Source organism: Pseudomonas sp. 7-41, from assembly GCF_021233075.1.
Lineage (GTDB): Bacteria > Pseudomonadota > Gammaproteobacteria > Pseudomonadales > Pseudomonadaceae > Aquipseudomonas > Aquipseudomonas veronii.
On sequence record NZ_CP089551.1, the window covers coordinates 830,438 to 848,981 of the forward strand.

At 60.6% G+C, this 18,544-nt stretch carries 17 protein-coding genes; 15 read left to right on the plus strand and 2 right to left on the minus strand.

Annotated features, from left to right (window positions below; all coding sequences use genetic code 11):
- The first annotated feature begins 101 nt into the window (after positions 1–101).
- The 8 genes from rpsF to LQ249_RS03585 all read left to right on the plus strand — a co-directional run bounded on the left by rpsF (position 102) and on the right by LQ249_RS03585 (position 7,679).
- Positions 102–524, plus strand: a complete 423-nt coding sequence (rpsF, locus tag LQ249_RS03550) for a 30S ribosomal protein S6 (RefSeq protein ID WP_003217491.1) — start codon at positions 102–104, stop codon at positions 522–524.
- A gap of 28 nt (positions 525–552) precedes the next feature.
- Positions 553–783 (plus strand): 30S ribosomal protein S18, encoded by a 231-nt coding sequence (gene rpsR, locus LQ249_RS03555; RefSeq protein WP_002551829.1) that lies wholly within the window; start codon positions 553–555, stop codon positions 781–783.
- A 36-nt stretch (positions 784–819) separates the two neighbouring features.
- Positions 820–1,713, plus strand: a complete 894-nt coding sequence (locus LQ249_RS03560; protein ID WP_026140381.1) for a hypothetical protein — start codon at positions 820–822, stop codon at positions 1,711–1,713.
- A gap of 18 nt (positions 1,714–1,731) precedes the next feature.
- The gene (gene rplI, locus LQ249_RS03565) at positions 1,732–2,178 is read left to right on the plus strand and encodes a 50S ribosomal protein L9 (RefSeq protein ID WP_010563337.1); all 447 of its coding nucleotides are present in this window, start codon (positions 1,732–1,734) and stop codon (positions 2,176–2,178) included.
- 110 nt (positions 2,179–2,288) lie between these two features.
- A complete protein-coding gene (dnaB, locus tag LQ249_RS03570; RefSeq protein ID WP_017849744.1) occupies positions 2,289–3,686 on the plus strand; it encodes a replicative DNA helicase in 1,398 nt (465 codons plus the stop codon).
- 96 nt (positions 3,687–3,782) lie between these two features.
- On the plus strand, positions 3,783–6,086 hold the full coding sequence (locus tag LQ249_RS03575) for a YgiQ family radical SAM protein (protein ID WP_026140380.1): 2,304 nt from the start codon (positions 3,783–3,785) through the stop codon (positions 6,084–6,086).
- A gap of 226 nt (positions 6,087–6,312) precedes the next feature.
- Positions 6,313–7,239: a hypothetical protein gene (locus LQ249_RS03580; protein ID WP_046384895.1), complete on the plus strand. Its 927-nt coding sequence runs from the start codon at positions 6,313–6,315 to the stop codon at positions 7,237–7,239.
- Complete coding sequence (locus LQ249_RS03585; protein WP_046384894.1) at positions 7,239–7,679, plus strand: hypothetical protein; 441 nt, start codon at positions 7,239–7,241, stop codon at positions 7,677–7,679. The genes LQ249_RS03580 and LQ249_RS03585 overlap by 1 nt, the downstream gene beginning before the upstream one ends.
- A 15-nt stretch (positions 7,680–7,694) precedes the next feature.
- On the opposite strand, the gene LQ249_RS03590 is transcribed toward LQ249_RS03585, so the two are convergent.
- Complete coding sequence (locus LQ249_RS03590) at positions 7,695–8,183, minus strand: Hcp family type VI secretion system effector (RefSeq protein ID WP_046384893.1); 489 nt, start codon at positions 8,181–8,183, stop codon at positions 7,695–7,697.
- Positions 8,184–8,370: 187 nt separating this feature from the next.
- Here LQ249_RS03590 and LQ249_RS03595 point away from each other — a divergent pair, with 187 nt between their 5' ends.
- From LQ249_RS03595 to LQ249_RS03620, 6 genes are all read left to right on the plus strand, one after another.
- A complete protein-coding gene (locus LQ249_RS03595; RefSeq protein ID WP_232566194.1) occupies positions 8,371–9,285 on the plus strand; it encodes an NAD synthetase in 915 nt (304 codons plus the stop codon).
- Positions 9,282–9,740 (plus strand): hypothetical protein, encoded by a 459-nt coding sequence (locus tag LQ249_RS03600; protein ID WP_232566195.1) that lies wholly within the window; start codon positions 9,282–9,284, stop codon positions 9,738–9,740. The genes LQ249_RS03595 and LQ249_RS03600 overlap by 4 nt, the downstream gene beginning before the upstream one ends.
- A gap of 99 nt (positions 9,741–9,839) precedes the next feature.
- A complete protein-coding gene (locus LQ249_RS03605; RefSeq protein WP_104904047.1) occupies positions 9,840–10,334 on the plus strand; it encodes a hypothetical protein in 495 nt (164 codons plus the stop codon).
- A 199-nt stretch (positions 10,335–10,533) separates the two neighbouring features.
- Positions 10,534–13,824: a transglutaminase family protein gene (locus LQ249_RS03610; RefSeq protein ID WP_177029690.1), complete on the plus strand. Its 3,291-nt coding sequence runs from the start codon at positions 10,534–10,536 to the stop codon at positions 13,822–13,824.
- Positions 13,825–13,985: 161 nt separating this feature from the next.
- Complete coding sequence (locus LQ249_RS03615; RefSeq protein ID WP_046384889.1) at positions 13,986–16,472, plus strand: circularly permuted type 2 ATP-grasp protein; 2,487 nt, start codon at positions 13,986–13,988, stop codon at positions 16,470–16,472.
- Positions 16,472–17,362, plus strand: a complete 891-nt coding sequence (locus LQ249_RS03620) for a transglutaminase family protein (RefSeq protein WP_126585384.1) — start codon at positions 16,472–16,474, stop codon at positions 17,360–17,362. The genes LQ249_RS03615 and LQ249_RS03620 overlap by 1 nt, the downstream gene beginning before the upstream one ends.
- A 102-nt stretch (positions 17,363–17,464) precedes the next feature.
- Here LQ249_RS03620 and LQ249_RS03625 read toward each other — a convergent pair whose 3' ends face one another.
- Entirely contained in the window at positions 17,465–17,647 is a 183-nt protein-coding gene (locus LQ249_RS03625; RefSeq protein ID WP_017849733.1) for a hypothetical protein, read from the minus strand.
- Between the two features lie 333 nt (positions 17,648–17,980).
- On the opposite strand from LQ249_RS03625, the gene azu reads away from it, so the two are divergent.
- On the plus strand, positions 17,981–18,427 hold the full coding sequence (gene azu, locus LQ249_RS03630) for an azurin (RefSeq protein WP_057003681.1): 447 nt from the start codon (positions 17,981–17,983) through the stop codon (positions 18,425–18,427).
- The last annotated feature ends 117 nt before the right edge of the window (positions 18,428–18,544 follow it).

Sequence of the window (18,544 nt, forward strand, 5' to 3'; positions counted from 1 at the left end):
GGCAGGCACCGATGTGCCTCCCTGCGGCAAGATCCATAAGTGTCATTCACTCCTTGTCTGACCGTTTTTGAGCGGCAGGCTACAACCCGTAAGGAGCATTCATGCGTCATTACGAAATCATCTTTTTGGTCCACCCGGATCAAAGCGAGCAAGTCGGCGGCATGGTAGAGCGTTACACCAAGCTGATCGAAGAAGACGGCGGCAAAATCCACCGTCTGGAAGATTGGGGCCGTCGTCAACTGGCCTACGCAATCAACAATGTTCACAAGGCTCACTACGTGATGCTGAACGTTGAATGCACTGGCAAGGCCCTGGCCGAGCTGGAAGACAACTTCCGCTACAACGATGCTGTGATCCGTAACCTGGTCATCCGTCGCGAAGAAGCCGTTACCGGCCAATCCGAGATGCTCAAGGCTGAAGAAAACCGCAGTGAGCGCCGTGAGCGTCGCGACCGTCCTGAGCACGAAGGCGCTGAAAGCGCTGATAGTGATGACAGCGACAACAGCGATAACGCTGACGAGTAATCCACGGACCTTTTAAGGAGCCTATCAAATGGCACGTTTCTTCCGTCGTCGTAAATTCTGCCGCTTCACCGCTGAAGACGTGAAAGAGATCGATTACAAAGATCTCAACACTCTGAAAGCCTACGTATCCGAGACCGGCAAAATCGTTCCAAGCCGTATCACCGGTACCAAAGCACGTTATCAGCGTCAGCTGGCCACCGCTATCAAGCGCGCCCGCTTCCTGGCCCTGCTGGCCTACACCGACAGCCACGGCCGCTGAGACCGGGCAGTCGACAAGTAGTAAGGGATTGAATGCATGCGCGCCTTAGCTGAGTTCATCATGCGCGGTCGCGTGCAGGCCACTCTGGTAGTGGCTGGATGTGCAGCATTGCCGTTGTTGTATTGGTTGGGTGCTGCCGCGGGATGCCTTGTGCTTCTGCGGCGCGGTTTGCAGGATGCCGTTGGCGTCCTGGCCCTGGGGTTGCTGGCCGCCTTGATCTGGTGGCTGCAATTGGGCGAACCCAAAGTGCTTATGGTGCTGCTGGGGTCGTCGAGCCTTGCGTTGGTTTTACGCGCAAGTGAGTCCTGGGTCCGCACGCTGCTGGTCAGCGTGGCATTGGGGTTGGTGTTTTCAGTGTTGCTCGGCGCGGCTTTCCACCCGCAAATCGAGGCGCTGGCGCAAGAGATCGTCAAGGTCCTGCCGCTGGCTCTCGGGGAGCTCTACCAGCAATTGTCGGTAGACGAGCGAGCGCGCCTTGCGGCGCTGATAGCACCGGCCCTGATCGGCCTGATGGCGGTGGTGTTGCAGATTGTCAGTGTGCTGAGCCTGATGCTTGGGCGTTACTGGCAGGCGTTGTTGTACAACCCGGGTGGTTTTGGTCGCGAGTTTCGCCGTATCAGAATCCCCGCAGGCCCGGCGATGTTGCTGCTGGCATGCATGGTGGTCGGACCGAACTTCGGTCCAGAGGCGGCCTTGTTATTGCTGTTTTGCAGCGTACCGCTGGTGTTCTCCGGGCTGGCCCTGATTCACGGGCTGGTGGCGCAGAAGCGCCTGGCCAGGTTCTGGCTGGTGGGGTTGTACGTCACGCTGATGCTGTTCATGCAGCTGATCTATCCGTTACTCGTGGTTTTGGCCATTGTCGACGGCCTGATTGATTTTCGCGGTCGTCTGGCGCCGAAAGACGCCGATAACGCGAACGGTGAAGGTTAAAAGTTAGAGGATTTTCACATGCAACTGATCCTTCTGGAAAAAGTCGCCAACCTGGGCAACCTGGGCGACAAAGTGAACGTTAAGGCCGGCTACGGTCGTAACTACCTGCTGCCATACGGCAAAGCCACCGCTGCAACCGCTGCCAACCTGGCTGCGTTTGAAGAGCGTCGTGCTGAGCTGGAAAAAGCAGCAGCAGACAAAAAAGCTTCGGCCGAAACTCGCGCTGCCCAACTGGCTGAGCTGGAAGTGACTATCACTGCCACCGCCGGTGACGAAGGCAAGCTGTTCGGTTCGATCGGCACCCACGACATCGCTGACGCACTGACCGCCTCTGGCGTTGAAGTTGCGAAAAGCGAAGTTCGTCTGCCGAACGGCACCATCCGCAACGTAGGTGAATTCGACGTAGCCGTGCACCTGCACGCTGAAGTTGAAGCCACTGTACGCGTTGTCGTGGTAGCAGCTTAAGTCGCACCTAACTGACTGGCACCTCGCGTGCCAGGCGGTTAACATCGGGCACGATCCTGTTTACAGGTCGTGCCTTTTGTTTTTTACACACCCCCTAATTCCAAGTGGCCATGAACGATATTTCAGCTCCTGAGCAATACGATCTGCAAACCGCTGCCCTGAAGGTGCCGCCGCATTCCATCGAGGCCGAACAGGCCGTGCTCGGTGGTTTGATGCTGGACAACAACGCCTGGGAACGCGTGCTGGATCAAGTCTCGGACGGTGATTTCTATCGTCATGACCACCGCCTGATCTTCCGCGCCATCGCCAAGCTGGCCGACCAGAACTCACCGATCGACGTGGTGACCCTGGCCGAGCAACTGGACAAGGAAGGCCAGACCTCCCAGGTCGGCGGCCTGGGCTACCTCGGTGAGTTGGCCAAAAACACGCCGTCCGTCGCCAACATCAAGGCGTATGCCCAGATCGTTCGCGAGCGCGCCACCTTGCGTCAGTTGATCGGCATTAGCACCGAAATCGCCGACAGCGCCTTCAACCCCGAAGGTCGCAGCGCCGCCGAGATCCTTGACGAGGCCGAGCGCCAGATCTTCCAGATCGCCGAAGCCCGGCCGAAAACCGGCGGCCCGGTCAGCGTCAACGACCTGCTGACCAAGGCCATCGACCGTATCGATACGCTGTTCAACACCGACAATGCCATCACCGGCATCTCCACCGGCTACACCGACCTCGACGAGAAGACCAGCGGCCTGCAGCCGTCCGACCTGATCATCGTCGCCGGCCGTCCATCCATGGGTAAAACCACCTTTGCGATGAACCTGGTGGAAAACGCCGTGTTGCGCAGTGACAAGACCGTGCTGGTGTACTCCCTGGAGATGCCAGGCGAATCGCTGATCATGCGGATGCTCTCGTCCCTGGGCCGTATCGACCAGACCAAAGTGCGTGCCGGTCGCCTGGAAGACGACGATTGGCCGCGCCTGACCTCGGCGGTCAACCTGCTCAACGACCGCAAGCTGTTCATCGATGACACCGCGGGCATCAGCCCGTCGGAGATGCGCGCGCGTACCCGCCGCCTGGTGCGTGAACACGGCGATATCGCCCTGATCATGATCGACTACCTGCAACTGATGCAGATCCCGGGTTCCAGCGGCGACAACCGGACCAACGAGATTTCCGAGATCTCCCGGTCCTTGAAAGCCCTGGCCAAGGAATTCAACTGCCCGGTGGTGGCGCTGTCGCAGCTCAACCGTTCCCTGGAACAACGCCCCAACAAGCGCCCGGTGAACTCCGACTTGCGTGAATCCGGAGCGATCGAGCAGGATGCCGACGTGATCATGTTCGTCTACCGCGACGAGGTGTATCACCCGGAGACCGAGCACAAAGGCATTGCCGAAATCATCATCGGCAAGCAGCGGAACGGCCCGATCGGCTTTATCCGCCTGGCGTTCATCGGCAAATACACGCGTTTCGAGAACCTTGCGCCGGGCAGTTACAACTTCGACGACGACGAATAATCCTTCTGTTCAATTCCTACTGTTATCGTCGGAATTGGTCAAAATTTGTGCTATATTCCGCGCCCGCGATTTTTCATCTCAACACCGGTCACCGTCATGCAAACAGCCAAGCCGTTATTTGACTATCCCAAGTACTGGGCCGAATGTTTCGGTCCTGCGCCATTCCTGCCGATGAGCAGGGAGGAGATGGATCAGCTTGGCTGGGATTCCTGCGACATCATCATCGTCACCGGTGATGCCTACGTTGACCATCCGTCGTTCGGCATGGCGATCATCGGCCGGCTGCTGGAGTCCCAGGGCTTCCGCGTCGGGATCATTGCCCAGCCGAACTGGCAGTCCAAAGACGACTTCATGAAGCTCGGCGAGCCGAACCTGTTCTTCGGCGTCGCGGCCGGCAACATGGACTCGATGATCAACCGCTACACCGCTGACAAGAAAATCCGCTCCGACGACGCTTACACCCCTGGCGGCATGGCCGGCAAACGCCCGGACCGCGCGAGCCTGGTGTACAGCCAGCGGTGCAAGGAAGCCTACAAGAACGTGCCGATCGTGCTCGGTGGCATCGAAGCGTCCCTGCGCCGCATCGCCCACTACGACTACTGGCAGGACCGGGTGCGCAATTCGATCCTGATCGACGCCACCGCCGACATCCTGCTGTACGGCAACGCCGAGCGGGCCATCGTCGAAGTGGCCCAGCGCCTGTCGTGGGGCCACAAGATCGAAGACATCACCGATGTGCGCGGCACCGCGTTCATTCGCCGTGATACGCCCGAAGGCTGGTATGAGGTGGACTCCACCCGTATCGACCGTCCGGGCAAGGTCGACAAGATCATCAACCCATACGTGAATACCCAGGACACCCAGGCCTGCGCCATCGAGCAGGAAAAGGGGCCGGTTGAAGATCCGCAGGAAGCCAAGGTCGTGCAGATCCTGGCCAGCCCGCGCATGACCCGTGAGAAGACCGTGATCCGCCTGCCATCGGTGGAAAAAGTCCGTGGTGACGCGGTGCTTTATGCCCACGCCAACCGCGTGTTGCACCTGGAAACCAACCCAGGCAACGCCCGGGCCCTGGTGCAGAAACACGGCGAAGTGGACGTGTGGTTCAACCCGCCGCCCATTCCGATGACCACCGAAGAAATGGACTACGTGTTTGGCATGCCTTACGCACGTGTCCCGCACCCGGCGTATGGCAAGGAAAAAATCCCGGCCTACGACATGATCCGTTTCTCGGTGAACATCATGCGCGGCTGCTTCGGCGGCTGTACCTTCTGCTCGATCACCGAGCATGAAGGCCGGATCATCCAGAACCGTTCTGAAGAGTCGATCATTCGCGAGATCGAAGAAATCCGCGACAAGGTTCCGGGTTTCACCGGCGTGATTTCCGACCTCGGCGGCCCGACCGCGAACATGTACCGCATCGCCTGCAAGAGCCCGGAAATCGAATCCGCGTGCCGTAAGCCGTCGTGCGTGTTCCCTGGCATCTGCCCGAACCTGAACACCGACCACTCGTCGCTGATCCAGTTGTATCGCAGCGCCCGTGCGTTGCCGGGTGTGAAGAAGATCCTGATCGCCTCCGGCCTGCGCTACGACCTGGCCGTTGAGTCGCCAGAGTATGTGAAGGAACTGGTCACCCACCACGTCGGTGGTTACCTGAAGATCGCCCCGGAACACACCGAGGAAGGTCCGCTCAACCAGATGATGAAACCGGGCATCGGCAGCTATGACAAGTTCAAGCGCATGTTCGAGAAGTACACCAAGGAAGCGGGCAAGGAGCAGTACCTGATCCCGTACTTCATCGCCGCCCACCCCGGCACCACCGATGAAGACATGATGAACCTGGCCCTGTGGCTCAAGGGCAACGGCTTCCGCGCCGACCAGGTGCAGGCGTTCTACCCGTCGCCGATGGCCACCGCCACCGCGATGTACCACTCGGGCAAGAACCCGCTGCGCAAGGTCACCTACAAGAGCGACGCGGTGACCATCGTCAAGAGCGAAGAACAGCGCCGTCTGCACAAGGCGTTCCTGCGCTACCACGACCCGAAAGGCTGGCCGATGCTGCGCGAAGCACTGACCCGCATGGGCCGCGCCGACCTGATCGGGCCGGGCAAGGATCAACTGATCCCGTTGCACCAGCCGGCCACCGACAGCTACCAGAGCGCGCGTCGCAAGAACTCGACGCCGGCCGGCAGCCACAAGGTCGCCAAGGAAACCACCACCAGGATCCTCACCCAGCACACCGGCCTGCCGCCCCGTGGCAGCGACGGCAGCAACCCGTGGGACAAGCGCGAGCAAGCCAAGGCCGCGGCCATGGCGCGCAACAAGCAGGCCGCCAAGGAACGCGCGGATGCGGCCAAGGGCAAGGGCGGCAAGCCAGCCCGCAAGCCGGTGGTACCGCGTTGATCGTTGCCTGAATATGCCAAACGCCAGCCTCGTGCTGGCGTTTTGCTTTCTAGCCGGTGGGGAGTCTGTTTGTTAAGGTGGCGGCCATTAAATCGCTATCGGGAGCAAGCCGAATCGTCGCACCGGCCCTCCCACATTTTGAATGTATTCACACTTCAAATGTGGGAGGGGGCTTGCCCCCGATGGCGTCAGTCCAGTCCCCAACTTTTCAAGGAAGAACACCCCCATGAGCAACCCCCTGCTCAACATCGGCATGGACTCCAACCGCTCGCAGTTCATGGCGCGCCAGCGCATCGAGAGTGAAGTCGACCTGCCTCGGCTGTTTGCCATCATCGACGCCGACCCCGGCATCGTCGGCGCGGGCGTGGTGTATATCGACGCCGACTTCAACGTCGTGACCCTGCGCGAGTTCAAGCCGATCTGCAGCATTCGACCCAAACGCATCATTGTGCGCGAGGCGCAGAAATACATCGCCCCGGCGCAGTTCGCCGACCAAGTGCTGAACAACCCGCGCGAGTCGCGACTGGTGAGTGAAGCCTTCAACACCACGTTGTCCTGCGGCGGCGCGGTCATTGGCTGGCTGGTGGTGTTGAGCGGCACCATCGCTATCCCGTTCACCGCTGGCGCCAGCACGGTCGTGACGGCCATCGGCTATACCGCCGCCTCGGCCAGCACCGTGTCGTGCCTGGTCGGTGGGTTCCGCACGCGCAACGAAATCGTCAACCCGTCGATGAATGATTACCTGGATAACGAAGAGTGGTACCAGACGGCGACCAAAGTCCTCGACGGTGCCGCCTTGGTCGGCGTGGGCGCCTCGGCGCTGACGACAGTCAAGCTGGTCAACGTCACTCGTGCGGCCACGGGTAAAAGCCTGCGTCAGGTGCTCAAAGGCCTGAACGGGCAGGAGCGGGAGAAACTCACCAAAGAGCTGCTGAAAGTGGCCGACCCGCAAATGTCGAACAAGATGCGCAAGCTGCTGCAACTGAGCGGCGAGTTGCCCAAACGCTTTACGCCGACCCAGCTCAAGCACGCCACCTATGTCCAATTGGGCGATGCCTTCAGTGCGGGGCTGAGCGTCTGGGGCTTGAAGCGTTCGGATAACTACAAACAGGCCAAGACCTTCGCGATTGGCTTGTACGAAGAGGCCGAGTGATGGGTGGTGTTCCTTCGCTTAAACCGTTTTTGCTGGAGCATTTTCCCGCATTCATCGGCGTGATTCTCGCTGGTTGCCTCGGCGGTTCGGCGGCGATTTCCCTGGCGGCCAGCACCTATTTTTCCGACGTGCCCATGGCAACCAATGCCACTGTGTCCTGGTTCGTGGTGATAGCCGCCGCACTGTTCGTGGCCAACAGCAACTTCCTGGTGGTGCGCGGCCGAGCCTGGGGCGTGTGGGCGATGGTGGCGTTTTTTGCGGTGTGCCTGTTGGTCGTGCTGCCGACACTGCTCTACCGGCCGCACTGGTTTATCTACAGTGAAAGCCTGTTCTGGCCATTGCTGGGGTTGTTGCTGATCAACAGCAAGGGCTATCGGTCGATGGTCAAGAAGTTGGTTGAAGTGCGGCGGTTGCGGGAGGCGGCCAAGGCGGGGCTGTAGCCTCGGCACGTGGTTTCAGATTTTGACGTTCTGGCGAATGTTCCAGCCGTATTTGACGGCGCCGCCGTCCTTGCCGCCGTCGGATTTTTGCGGCTGGTAGCTGACTTCGACCGTGGCGAAGTTCAGGGCTATCACCTCAGTCAGCACATCGCTGCTGGTCACCGCGTCGGTTTGGTAAGACGTGACCATCACTTCCTTCAGCGTGATCACCAGATACTCCACGGCATTGCTGCCACCGGCCTTGCGCACCACCAACCGTGCCTCCGGGTAATGCTTGCCGGTGGAGCAGGCCATCATCAGGTTGGGTGAAGACTTGTCCATGACCTTGGAGACAGACAGGTTTTCAATATTGACCTTGCCGGCACCGCCGCCGCTGCCGGTATGCATCGAACCGGTCTGGGACATGCCCCAGCCCCATCGGCTGATCTCGATTTCGTCGCGATGGGCCTGGTCTTTGGACTCGCCCTTGATGTCCCCCAGCTTCAAAAACATATCAGTTGCCATTGTCACTCCCTGTTTTGGTGTGCGCCGGTAGTGGCGCGGGGCGTACTTTTTCTTATTCGGGATATGGCTTACAAGGTGCGGCATCACGATCAGGAAGTGCCTGTCCGGATAAAGCGAAGCTTCTGACATTTTTCGGGGATAGGCAGTCTTTACCCTCTGCGCTCTTGTGAACCTCAGGAGTATAGGGATGACTTCCAGCGTATTCAGAGACAGTTTCCTCAGTCCCAATTACATGACGCGGCAGCGGCTGGAAAGCAGTATTGATCTGCGCAAGTTATTTGCGGCGATTGATGCTGATCCGGCCATCGTCGGTGCCGGCGTGGTGTACATCGACGCGCAGCTACGGATGGTTGTGCTGCGTGAATTTCAGCCGATTTGCGGTATCGCACCGAAGAATGTGATTTTGCGCGAGGCGCCCAGCTATGTCGGGCGGGTGGAGTTCGCTCGGCAACTGGCGAATGAGCCGCGAGAGTCGCAGGTGGCGTTTGAGGCGGTGAATACAGCTTTGGCGTGTACTTCTGCGGTAATCAGTTGGATCGTGGTACTGAGTGGATCGGCGCTCAGTCCGTTCAGCTTTGGGGTTACTGGGGTGGTAGCTGCGATAAGCTTTACATCAGCAACAGCCAGTTCAATTCAGTGCTTAGTTGGCGGCCAGAGGACTCGCAACGAAATTATTGACCCGGCTCTTAACGATGCTCTGGATAGCGAGCCATGGTATCAGGCTGTGACGATTGGTTTGGACGCTGTTTCGCTACTGGGCGCTAGTGTCTCGGCACTGGCAACTATACGACTGGTTAATGCGACAAGAAAATCTACCGGAAAAACTTTGCCGCAGGTGTTGAAAGGACTGAGTCGTCAAGAGCGAGCAAAGTTGACCCAGGAGTTGTTGAGTATTCGGCACCCGGAAATGACCCGGAAAATGATCAGGTTGAAGCAACTCGCTGGAAAAATGCCAAAGCGTTTTACGCCCGCAGAAGTAAAACAGGGCACCGTTTTGCAGATTCAAGACGCTCTAGGTGCTGCCTTAGGGGTTGCTAGCAGTTCGATGTCTGGGAATATTCGCACTGTCGCGGTCGGAATTTATGAGGAGATGACCGAGTGATATTGCTGCTGCCCCTTCGCCCTTTTCTCAAGCGTTATTTACCCGTGTTTCTCGGGGGGATTTTTTCAAGCATTTTTGCTGGATCTTCCGTAGTGGTGGTAGTGCAAAATTACTATCTCAAAGCCATTTCTTTAGCTATTTCGGCACAAGTAGCGTGGTGGGCATGTGTCGTTCTGGCATGCGCCTTGAGTCTTAGCAACATTATGATTGTCCGTGGGCGACGAGACTGGGTGTGGGTCATGGTTGTCTATTTTGGAACCTGCCTGGTTACCGCTCTTCCGGCCATTCGTTATTCCCCTCATCTGTTCATCTATGCCGAAAGTTTGTTTTGGCCATTGCTTGGTCTGCTGATTCTCAACAGCAAGCGTCATCGTGAGATGCGTGGGAAGCTTGTTGAACTTCGTTTTAGGCGAAAACGGATACAGAAAATTGCTGACAGGCTACAAAAAAGGTGATTTTGCTTTGATTAATTGGGAGCGTTGCCTCATTCCCGACAACTTACTGTTCGGGAACATCCGGATCGTCGCGGTTGGGCTGTATGAGGATATATCAGAGTGAGACTTCTCGGACGGAAACCTCTCATACCGGTGCGCCCTTTTCTTTTGCGCTACTTTCCCGTGTTTATCGGCGTAATTTTAGCGGGCATCTTCGGCAGTTCTTCTGTTGTTGTGCTGGTGGAAAACTATTATTTTCCATCGTTATCGAACGCGGCAGCTAAAAGTGCCGGCGTGCTCTTGGTCTGGTTTATCACCCACTGCAATTTCATGATCGCCTACGGGCGACCGAAGTGGGTCTGGGGAATGTATGGCCTTTTCATCGCCTGCCTGTTGGTCGCTGTGCCAGGTTTTCATTTTTCACCGAACCCATTCATTTACGCGGAATGCTTCTTTTGGCCGGTACTCGGCCTGCTGCTGCTTCGCAGCAAACGCCACCGGGAACTGCGTGCCAAATGCGTAGAACTTCGCCATATGCGCGGGAAGGTAAGGGTGGCCATTGAAAAGCGGCGTAAACACGAGCGCGCAATAATCAGAATAAAGAAATCGAGGTAATTCCCCACCCCGCCCCCAAAACCGATACCGCCCCACCCACTCCCCGCCACATATATGTGCAGCTCTTGCACCATTGCACCAACGTTGGCGCCGTTTTGGTGCTGTACTGCACCGGGTCTTACGATAAAGCGCAATGACTGCCGCTCTGGCATAAGTCTTGCGCGCGTTGTGTCCATGCCCTGGCTTGCAGGAGGCCGCCGTGTCGATTCATGTCGCGTTGCACCACGTTACGCATTACCGCTACGACCGCGCTGTCGAACTCGGCCCACAGATCGTGCGTTTGCGCCCGGCGGCCCATAGCCGCACGCGGATTTTGTCCTACGCACTGAAAGTGCTGCCCGAGCAGCACTTCATCAATTGGCAGCAGGACCCTCAGGGTAATTACCTGGCGCGCCTGGTGTTCCCGGAAAAGACTGACGAACTGCGTATCGAAGTCGACTTGGTCGCAGAGATGGCGGTGTTCAACCCGTTCGATTTTTTCCTTGAACCCTACGCGGAAAAAATCCCGTTTCGCTACGCCGCCGACGAGCAGCGCGAGCTGGCGCCGTACCTGGAAACCTTGCCGCTGACGCCGAGGTTCGCCGCTTACCTGGCGGGTATCGACCGCACGCCGCTGCCGGCCGTGGATTTCCTGGTGGGCCTCAACCAACGCCTGGCCGCCGATATCGGTTACCTGATCCGCATGGAACCCGGCGTGCAGACCCCGGAATTCACCCTGGAAAATGCCTCCGGCTCGTGCCGCGATTCGGCTTGGCTGCTGGTGCAATTGCTGCGCAACCTGGGGCTGGCGGCGCGGTTTGTGTCCGGCTATCTGATCCAGCTCACCGCCGACGTCAAAGCCCTCGATGGCCCGTCCGGCACCGAGGTGGACTTCACCGACCTGCACGCCTGGTGCGAAGTGTATTTGCCCGGCGCCGGCTGGATCGGCCTGGATGCCACCTCCGGGTTATTCGCCGGTGAAGGCCATATTCCGTTGGCCTGTAGTCCCGATCCATCGTCTGCCGCGCCGATCAGTGGCCTGGTGGAGCCGTGCGAGTGCGAATTCACCCACGAGATGTCGGTAGAGCGCATCTGGGAAGCGCCACGGGTAACCAAGCCCTACACCGAAGAACAGTGGCTGGCGATCCAGGCCCTGGGGCGGCAGATCGATGGCGACCTGCTGGCGGACGACGTGCGCCTGACCATGGGCGGCGAACCGACCTTCGTCTCCATCGACGACCCCGACGGCGCCGAGTGGAACACCGCTGCCCTGGGGCCGGACAAGCGTCGCCTGTCGGCCGAGCTGTTCCAGCGCATGCGCAAGCACTACGCGCCCAAGGGCCTGGTGCATTTCGGCCAGGGCAAGTGGTACCCCGGCGAGCAACTGCCGCGCTGGTCGCTCAACTGTTACTGGCGCCGCGATGGCGAGCCGATTTGGCACAACAGCGCGCTGATCGCCGATGAGCAACAGGACTACGGCGCCGACGGCGTGCTGGCCGGGCGTTTCCTGGGCAGTGTTGCCGAGCGCCTGAAGTTGCCGGCGCGGTTTGTATTCCCGGCCTTTGAAGACAACTTCTACTACCTGTGGCGCGAAGGCGCGCTGCCGCAAAACGTCACCGCCCTCGACCCGCGCCTGAGCGATGAGCTGGAGCGCGAGCGTCTGCGCAAAGTGTTCAGCCAGGGCCTGGACAAGGTCATCGGCCAAGTGCTGCCGCTGGCGCGCACCGCTGCCAATGACCGCTGGCAGAGTGGGCGCTGGTACCTGCGCGACAATCACTGCCGACTGGTGCCGGGGGATTCGCCGCTGGGTTATCGCCTGCCGCTGGCCTCGCAGCCCTGGGTGACGGCGGCAGAGTACCCGTTTGTCCACCCGACCGACCCCAACCAGGACTTGCCCGAGCTGCCGAGCACGGCGCAATTGCAACGCCATGGCGAAGCGGCGCCGAGCGCCGAGCGCCTGCCGAAGATCGACGAGTCCGCCGACTGGCTGACCCGCACCGCGCTGTGCGCCGAAGCGCGCGAAGGCCGCCTGTATCTGTTCATGCCGCCGCTGGAGCGCGTCGAGGACTACCTGGAGCTGGTGGCCGCCATCGAAGCCACCGCCGAAGAGCTGCACTGCCCGGTGCTGCTGGAGGGCTACGAGCCGCCGGCGGATTACCGTCTGAGCAACTTCCGGGTCACGCCCGACCCGGGTGTGATCGAGGTCAACGTGCAGCCGTCCGCCACCTGGGACGAGTTGGTGGAACGCACCGAATTCCTCTACGAAGAGGCGCGGCAAACCCGCCTGACCACCGAAAAGTTCATGATCGACGGGCGCCACACCGGTACCGGCGGTGGTAACCACTTCGTGCTGGGCGGCGCAACACCCAAGGACTCACCGTTCCTGCGGCGTCCCGATCTGCTGCGCAGTTTGATCAGCTACTGGCACAACCATCCGTCGTTGTCCTACCTGTTTTCCGGCTTGTTCATCGGCCCGACGTCCCAGGCGCCCCGGGTCGATGAAGCGCGTAACGATGCGCTGTATGAGCTGGAAATCGCCTTCGCGCAAATGCCCGCGCCAGGCGAAGAATGCCCGCCGTGGTTGGTCGACCGCCTGCTGCGCAATCTGCTGATTGACGTGACGGGCAACACCCACCGCGCCGAATTCTGTATCGATAAGCTCTACTCGCCCGATGGCGCCACCGGGCGCCTGGGCCTGCTGGAGTTGCGCGCCTTTGAAATGCCGCCCCATGCGCGCATGAGCCTGACCCAGCAACTGCTGCTGCGCGCGCTGGTGGCGCGCTTCTGGCGCGAACCCTATGCGCCCCCGAAACTGGCGCGCTGGGGCACTGAGCTGCATGACCGTTTCCTGTTGCCGCACTTCATCGAGCAGGATTTTGCCGACGTGATCGTCGAACTCAACGCCGCCGGCTACCCGTTGCGCGCCGAATGGTTTGCCGCGCACCTGGAATTCCGCTTTCCCAAAGTCGGCGACTACGCCGTCAGCGGTATCGAGCTCGAACTGCGCCAGGCCCTGGAACCCTGGCATGTGCTGGGCGAGGAGGGCGCGGTGGGCGGCACGGTGCGTTATGTGGATTCGTCCCTGGAGCGCCTGCAGGTGAAGTTGAGCGGGCTGCCACCGCAACGCTATTTGCTCACCTGCAATGGCATCCCGGTGCCGCTGCAAGCGACCGGGCGCATCGGCGAGTTCGTCGCCGGCGTGCGGTATCGCGCCTGGCAACCGGCCAACTGCCTGCAGCCGACCATCGCGGTCCACGCGCCGTTGGTGTTCGACCTGCTGGACACCTGGATGCAGCGCTCCCTGGGCGGTTGCCAGTATCATGTGGCGCATCCGGGCGGGCGTAACTACGACAGCCTGCCGGTGAATGCCAATGAAGCCGAGAGCCGGCGCATGGCGCGGTTCTTCCGCCTGGGTCATACCCCGGGCAAGCAGCCGGTTCCGACCGTAGTGGTGAACGATGAATTACCGATGACCCTGGATCTGCGACGTTTCCCCAATAAAAATGACTGAATGCAAGCCAAAATGTGGGAGGGAGCTTGCTCCCGATTGCGGTAAATCAGCCGATACATGAGTTGACTGACCCACCGCAATCGGGAGCAAGCCCCCTCCCACAAAGGATTTGCAGTGTTTGTTAGGTTAATCTGAGCCCCCTTGCCCCTGCCGAGCGTTCCATGTCCGACTTGCTCGACCGTTACCCGCTGACCGCGGGCACTTATCACGAACTGCTGGACGACAGTGGCGCGGTGCGTGCCCATTGGCGGCGCCTGCTCGACCATCTGCAACGCAGCACCCCCGCGCAACTGGCCCAGCGCCAGGCGTTGCTGACCCGGCAGATCCAGGAAAACGGCGTGACCTACAACGTCTACGCCGACCCCAAGGGCGCTGATCGCCCGTGGGAACTGGACCTGCTGCCCCATGTGCTGGCGGCCGATGAATGGCAGCACCTGTCGGCCGGCATCGCCCAGCGTGCGCGGCTGCTCAACGCGGTACTGGCGGACCTCTACGGCCCGCAACGCTTGATCAAGGAAGGCCTGCTGCCGGCCGAACTGGTGTTCGGGCATAACAATTTTCTGTGGCCGTGCCAGGGCATCCAGCCGCCCGACGGTACGTTCCTGCACCTGTACGCCGTCGATCTGGCGCGCACCCCGGATGGCCGCTGGTGGGTTACTGCCGACCGCACCCAGGCCCCTTCGGGCGCCGGTTATGCGCTGGAAAACCGCACCATCGTGTCCCGCGCCTTTCCGGATCTGTACCGCGACCTGCAGGTGCAGCACCTCACCGGTTTCTTTCGCACCCTGCAGGAAACCCTGGCGCGCCAGGCGCCCAGCGATAGTCAGCCGCCGTTGATCGTGCTGCTCACGCCTGGGCGTTTCAACGAAAGCTATTTCGAACACCTGTACCTCGCCCGTCAGCTCGGCTACCCGCTGGTGGAAGGCGGCGACCTCACGGTGCGCGACAGCACGGTGTTCCTGAAAACCCTCAGTGGCCTGCGTCGGGTACACGCGATCATGCGCCGCCTTGACGACGACTTCTGCGACCCCCTCGAACTGCGCACCGACTCGGCCCTCGGCGTGCCCGGCCTGCTCGACGCCGCGCGCCAAGGCAACGTGCTGGTGGCCAATGCCCTGGGCAGCGGTGTACTGGAATCCCCCGGCCTGCTGGGCTTTCTGCCGAAGATCAACGAATTTTTGTTTGGCGAAGAACTGCTCCTGCCGTCCATTGCGACGTGGTGGTGCGGCGAAGCGCCGGTGCTTGCCGAAGCGCTGGAGAAACTGCCCGAGCTGCTGATCAAACCGGCATTTCCGTCACAGAGCTTCAACCCGGTCTTCGGCCGTGACTTGAACGACGCACAACGCGAGGCCCTGGCCGAGCGCATGCGCGCGCGGCCTTACGCGTATGTCGCCCAGGAGCTGGCGCAGCTGTCCCAGGCGCCGGTGTGGCACACCGTCGAAGACCACCTGCAACACCGCGCCATCGGCATGCGCGTCTACGCCGTGGCCAGCGCCGACGGTTATCGGGTATTGCCCGGCGGCCTGACCCGCGTGGCTGCCGAGGCCGATGCCGAGGTGGTGTCGATGCAACGCGGCGGCGCAAGCAAGGACACCTGGGTGCTCGGCGAACGCGCCGCCGGCGGCGAGCAGTGGCGCGCGCAGCGGCCGATCGGCGCCCATGACCTGGTGCGCCGCGACCCTTATCTGCCGTCGCGGGTGGTGGAAAACCTGTTTTGGTTTGGCCGTTATTGTGAACGCTGCGATAACAGCGCGCGCTGGCTGCGCATCGTGTTGGCGCGCTATGTCGACGGCGACGATCCGCTGGCGTTGCAAGCGGCGGTCGAACTGGGCGAAAACCTGCGCCTGTTGCCGGAGGAGGGCGAGTTGCCCGAACGCCTGCTCGCGGCCTTGCTTGGCGACGACTGGCCGTCGAGCCTGCGCGCCAACCTGCAGCGCTTGCAGTGGGCGGCGTCCCAAGTGCGCGGCAAGTTGTCCCGAGAGAACTGGCAGGCCCTGGTGGAGCTGCAACGCGAAGCGCTTGAGCTGGAAAGCGAAAGCCCCGACTTTGGCGAGTTGCTGGACTTCCTCAACCGCCTGGTGATGTCCCTGGCCGCGCTGTCCGGGTTTGCCCTGGACGACATGACCCGCGACGAAGGCTGGCGCTTTCTGATGATGGGCCGGCGCATCGAGCGCCTGCAGTTTCTCAGCAGCAGCCTTGCGGCGTTCCTGCGTGGCGTGGCGGTGTTCGATCAGGCCGGGCTGGAATGGTTGCTGGAACTGGGCAACAGCAGCATCACCTACCGCTCGCGCTACCTGGCGGTGCCGCAACTGATTCCGGTACTCGACCTGTTGCTGCTGGATGAGCAGAACCCCCACGCCGTGTTGTTCCAGTTGAAGCTGGTGAGCCGCACCTTGCGTCGTCTCAACGATGATTTCGCGGTGCCCCGGGAAACCGGCCTGGCGCCGTTGGTCGAGCGCCTCGCGCGGTTCGACCTGGGTTGCCTGGAGAACCCGCTGTTTGGCGAGGCCAGCGTGCGTGCCGCGCTGGACGGCCTGGCCGACCTGCTGCAAGCGGTCGCCGATGAGAGTGGGCAAGTGTCGGATCGCCTGGCCTTGCGCCATTTTGCCCATGTGGATGATGTCAGCCAACAAACGGTGTCGGTGTGATGAGCGCGCGCTATCAGATTTTTCACGATACCCATTACCACTACGACAGCCCGGTGTCCCTGGCCCAGCAGTTGGCGCATCTGTGGCCACGGCCATGTGCCTGGCAGCGCTGTACCTCGCAGCAGCTGGATATCAGCCCGTTGCCGTCCTCGCGCCGCGATGAGCTGGACGTGTTCGGCAACCCGATCACCCGCCTGGCGTTCGAGCGGCCCCATGATGAGTTGTTGGTGAATGCCGCGCTGACCGTGGAAGTGCTGGCGCGGCCGCTGCTGGATTTCCAACAGTCGCCGGCCTGGGACCAGACTCGCGACAGCCTGACCTACAGCAGCCAACCGCTGTCACCGGCGTTGATCGAAGCCTGTCGCTTTCGCTTCGAATCGCCCTACGTGCATCTGAAGAAAACCTTCGTCGAGTTCTCCGAAAGCTGTTTCCCGCCCGGGCGTCCGCTGTTGCTGGGCGCTCAGGCCCTGATGGAAAAAATCTTCGGCGAATTCACCTTCGATGCCGAAGCCACCCAAGTCGCCACGCCGCTGGTGGAGGTGCTGGAGCGCCGTCGCGGGGTGTGCCAGGACTTCGCTCACCTGATGCTCGCCTGCCTGCGCTCACGGGGCCTGGCGGCGCGCTATATCAGCGGCTACCTGCTGACCCAGCCGCCGCCCGGCCAGCCACGGCTGATCGGCGCCGATGCGTCCCATGCGTGGATTTCGGTGTACTGCCCGATGTCGGGCTGGGTGGATTTTGATCCGACCAACAATGTGCAGCCAGCACTGGAACACATCACCCTGGCCTGGGGCCGGGATTTCTCCGATGTTTCGCCGTTGCGTGGGGTGATTCTGGGGGGAGGCAGCCATGACCCGGAAGTGCGGGTGACGGTGATGCCGCTCTTGTAGGAGCGAGCTTGCTCGCGAAAAAACCGAGGGCGCCGCGTTGAACCAGGCACCCCGCGTTATCGTTAACGCACTTCGCGAGCACGCTCGCTCCTACAGTGATGCTTACTCGGCCGGGTCTTTCGGTGTCTCGGTGTCGTCGGTTGCCACTTCGCCTTCCGCATCCGGGTTCAGTGCGCCGGTCTCTTCGTCTGCAGCGGCTTTCTTGCGTTGCAGCTTTTCCTCTTTCTTCTGTTCCTTGGCCAAGTCTCTTTGACGTTTGGCGAAGGAGTAATTAGGTTTGGCCATGGGCGATCCTCTAGGGTCGAAGGTGAGGGTGGGCGGCGCGCAGCTGCCTTGGGTCGCTATGGTAGCAGCTTAGCGGCGCGCTTGGCCTTCACTTACCGCAGGCGTATGCGGCCAACAGACCGCTGAACAGATGATTGAGGTGCATGGTCCGGACTCCAGTGGGTGATGGACCGATCATAGGCGGGGCGTGGCACTTTGGCTGGTTGATTGTATCGATAAGTCTGATAGCCTAAAGTTGTATACAATTTGTTGATTCAGGTCATAAGACTTTCTGCCTGCCTCGGGCACCCTTGTCGCACTATGCGTTGTTTAAACCCTGCCTTGGAGAATCACATGTTTGCCAAACTCGTTGCTGTTTCCCTGCTGACTCTGGCAAGTGGCCAGTTGCTTGCTGCAGAGTGCAAGGTCACCGTCGACTCTACCGACCAGATGTCCTACAACACCAAGGAAATCGTGATCGACAAGAGCTGCAAGACGTTCACCGTCGAGTTGACTCACTCCGGCAGCTTGCCGAAAAACGTCATGGGCCATAACTGGGTGCTGACCAGCGCAGCCGACACGCAAGCGGTCGCGACCGATGGCATGGCTGCCGGCCTCGACAAGAACTACCTGAAAGACGGCGACGAGCGCATCATCGCTCACACCAAAGTCATTGGCGCTGGCGAGAAAGACGCGGTGACCTTTGATGTGTCCAAGCTGAAAGCGGGCACTGACTATGCGTTCTTCTGCTCGTTCCCAGGCCACATCTCGATGATGAAAGGTACTGTGGTCGTCAAGTAAGACCGCATTATCGTTCATCGGGGGCAAGCCCCCTCCCACATTCGACCGCATTCTCATATGGGAACTCGGTCAACTGTGGGAGGGGGCTTGCCCCCGATGGCTACCTCACAATCAACA

What these genes read in the sequence shown, in the direction of transcription:
- rpsF (WP_003217491.1), top strand. Translation starts at nt 102, where the DNA reads ATGCGTCATTACGAAATCATCTTTTTGGTCCACCCGGATCAAAGCGAG.
- rpsR (WP_002551829.1), top strand. Translation starts at nt 553, where the DNA reads ATGGCACGTTTCTTCCGTCGTCGTAAATTCTGCCGCTTCACCGCTGAA.
- LQ249_RS03560 (WP_026140381.1), top strand. Translation starts at nt 820, where the DNA reads ATGCGCGCCTTAGCTGAGTTCATCATGCGCGGTCGCGTGCAGGCCACT.
- rplI (WP_010563337.1), top strand. Translation starts at nt 1,732, where the DNA reads ATGCAACTGATCCTTCTGGAAAAAGTCGCCAACCTGGGCAACCTGGGC.
- dnaB (WP_017849744.1), top strand. Translation starts at nt 2,289, where the DNA reads ATGAACGATATTTCAGCTCCTGAGCAATACGATCTGCAAACCGCTGCC.
- LQ249_RS03575 (WP_026140380.1), top strand. Translation starts at nt 3,783, where the DNA reads ATGCAAACAGCCAAGCCGTTATTTGACTATCCCAAGTACTGGGCCGAA.
- LQ249_RS03580 (WP_046384895.1), top strand. Translation starts at nt 6,313, where the DNA reads ATGAGCAACCCCCTGCTCAACATCGGCATGGACTCCAACCGCTCGCAG.
- LQ249_RS03585 (WP_046384894.1), top strand. Translation starts at nt 7,239, where the DNA reads ATGGGTGGTGTTCCTTCGCTTAAACCGTTTTTGCTGGAGCATTTTCCC.
- LQ249_RS03590 (WP_046384893.1), bottom strand. Translation starts at nt 8,183, where the DNA reads ATGGCAACTGATATGTTTTTGAAGCTGGGGGACATCAAGGGCGAGTCC.
- LQ249_RS03595 (WP_232566194.1), top strand. Translation starts at nt 8,371, where the DNA reads ATGACTTCCAGCGTATTCAGAGACAGTTTCCTCAGTCCCAATTACATG.
- LQ249_RS03615 (WP_046384889.1), top strand. Translation starts at nt 13,986, where the DNA reads ATGTCCGACTTGCTCGACCGTTACCCGCTGACCGCGGGCACTTATCAC.
- LQ249_RS03620 (WP_126585384.1), top strand. Translation starts at nt 16,472, where the DNA reads ATGAGCGCGCGCTATCAGATTTTTCACGATACCCATTACCACTACGAC.
- LQ249_RS03625 (WP_017849733.1), bottom strand. Translation starts at nt 17,647, where the DNA reads ATGGCCAAACCTAATTACTCCTTCGCCAAACGTCAAAGAGACTTGGCC.
- azu (WP_057003681.1), top strand. Translation starts at nt 17,981, where the DNA reads ATGTTTGCCAAACTCGTTGCTGTTTCCCTGCTGACTCTGGCAAGTGGC.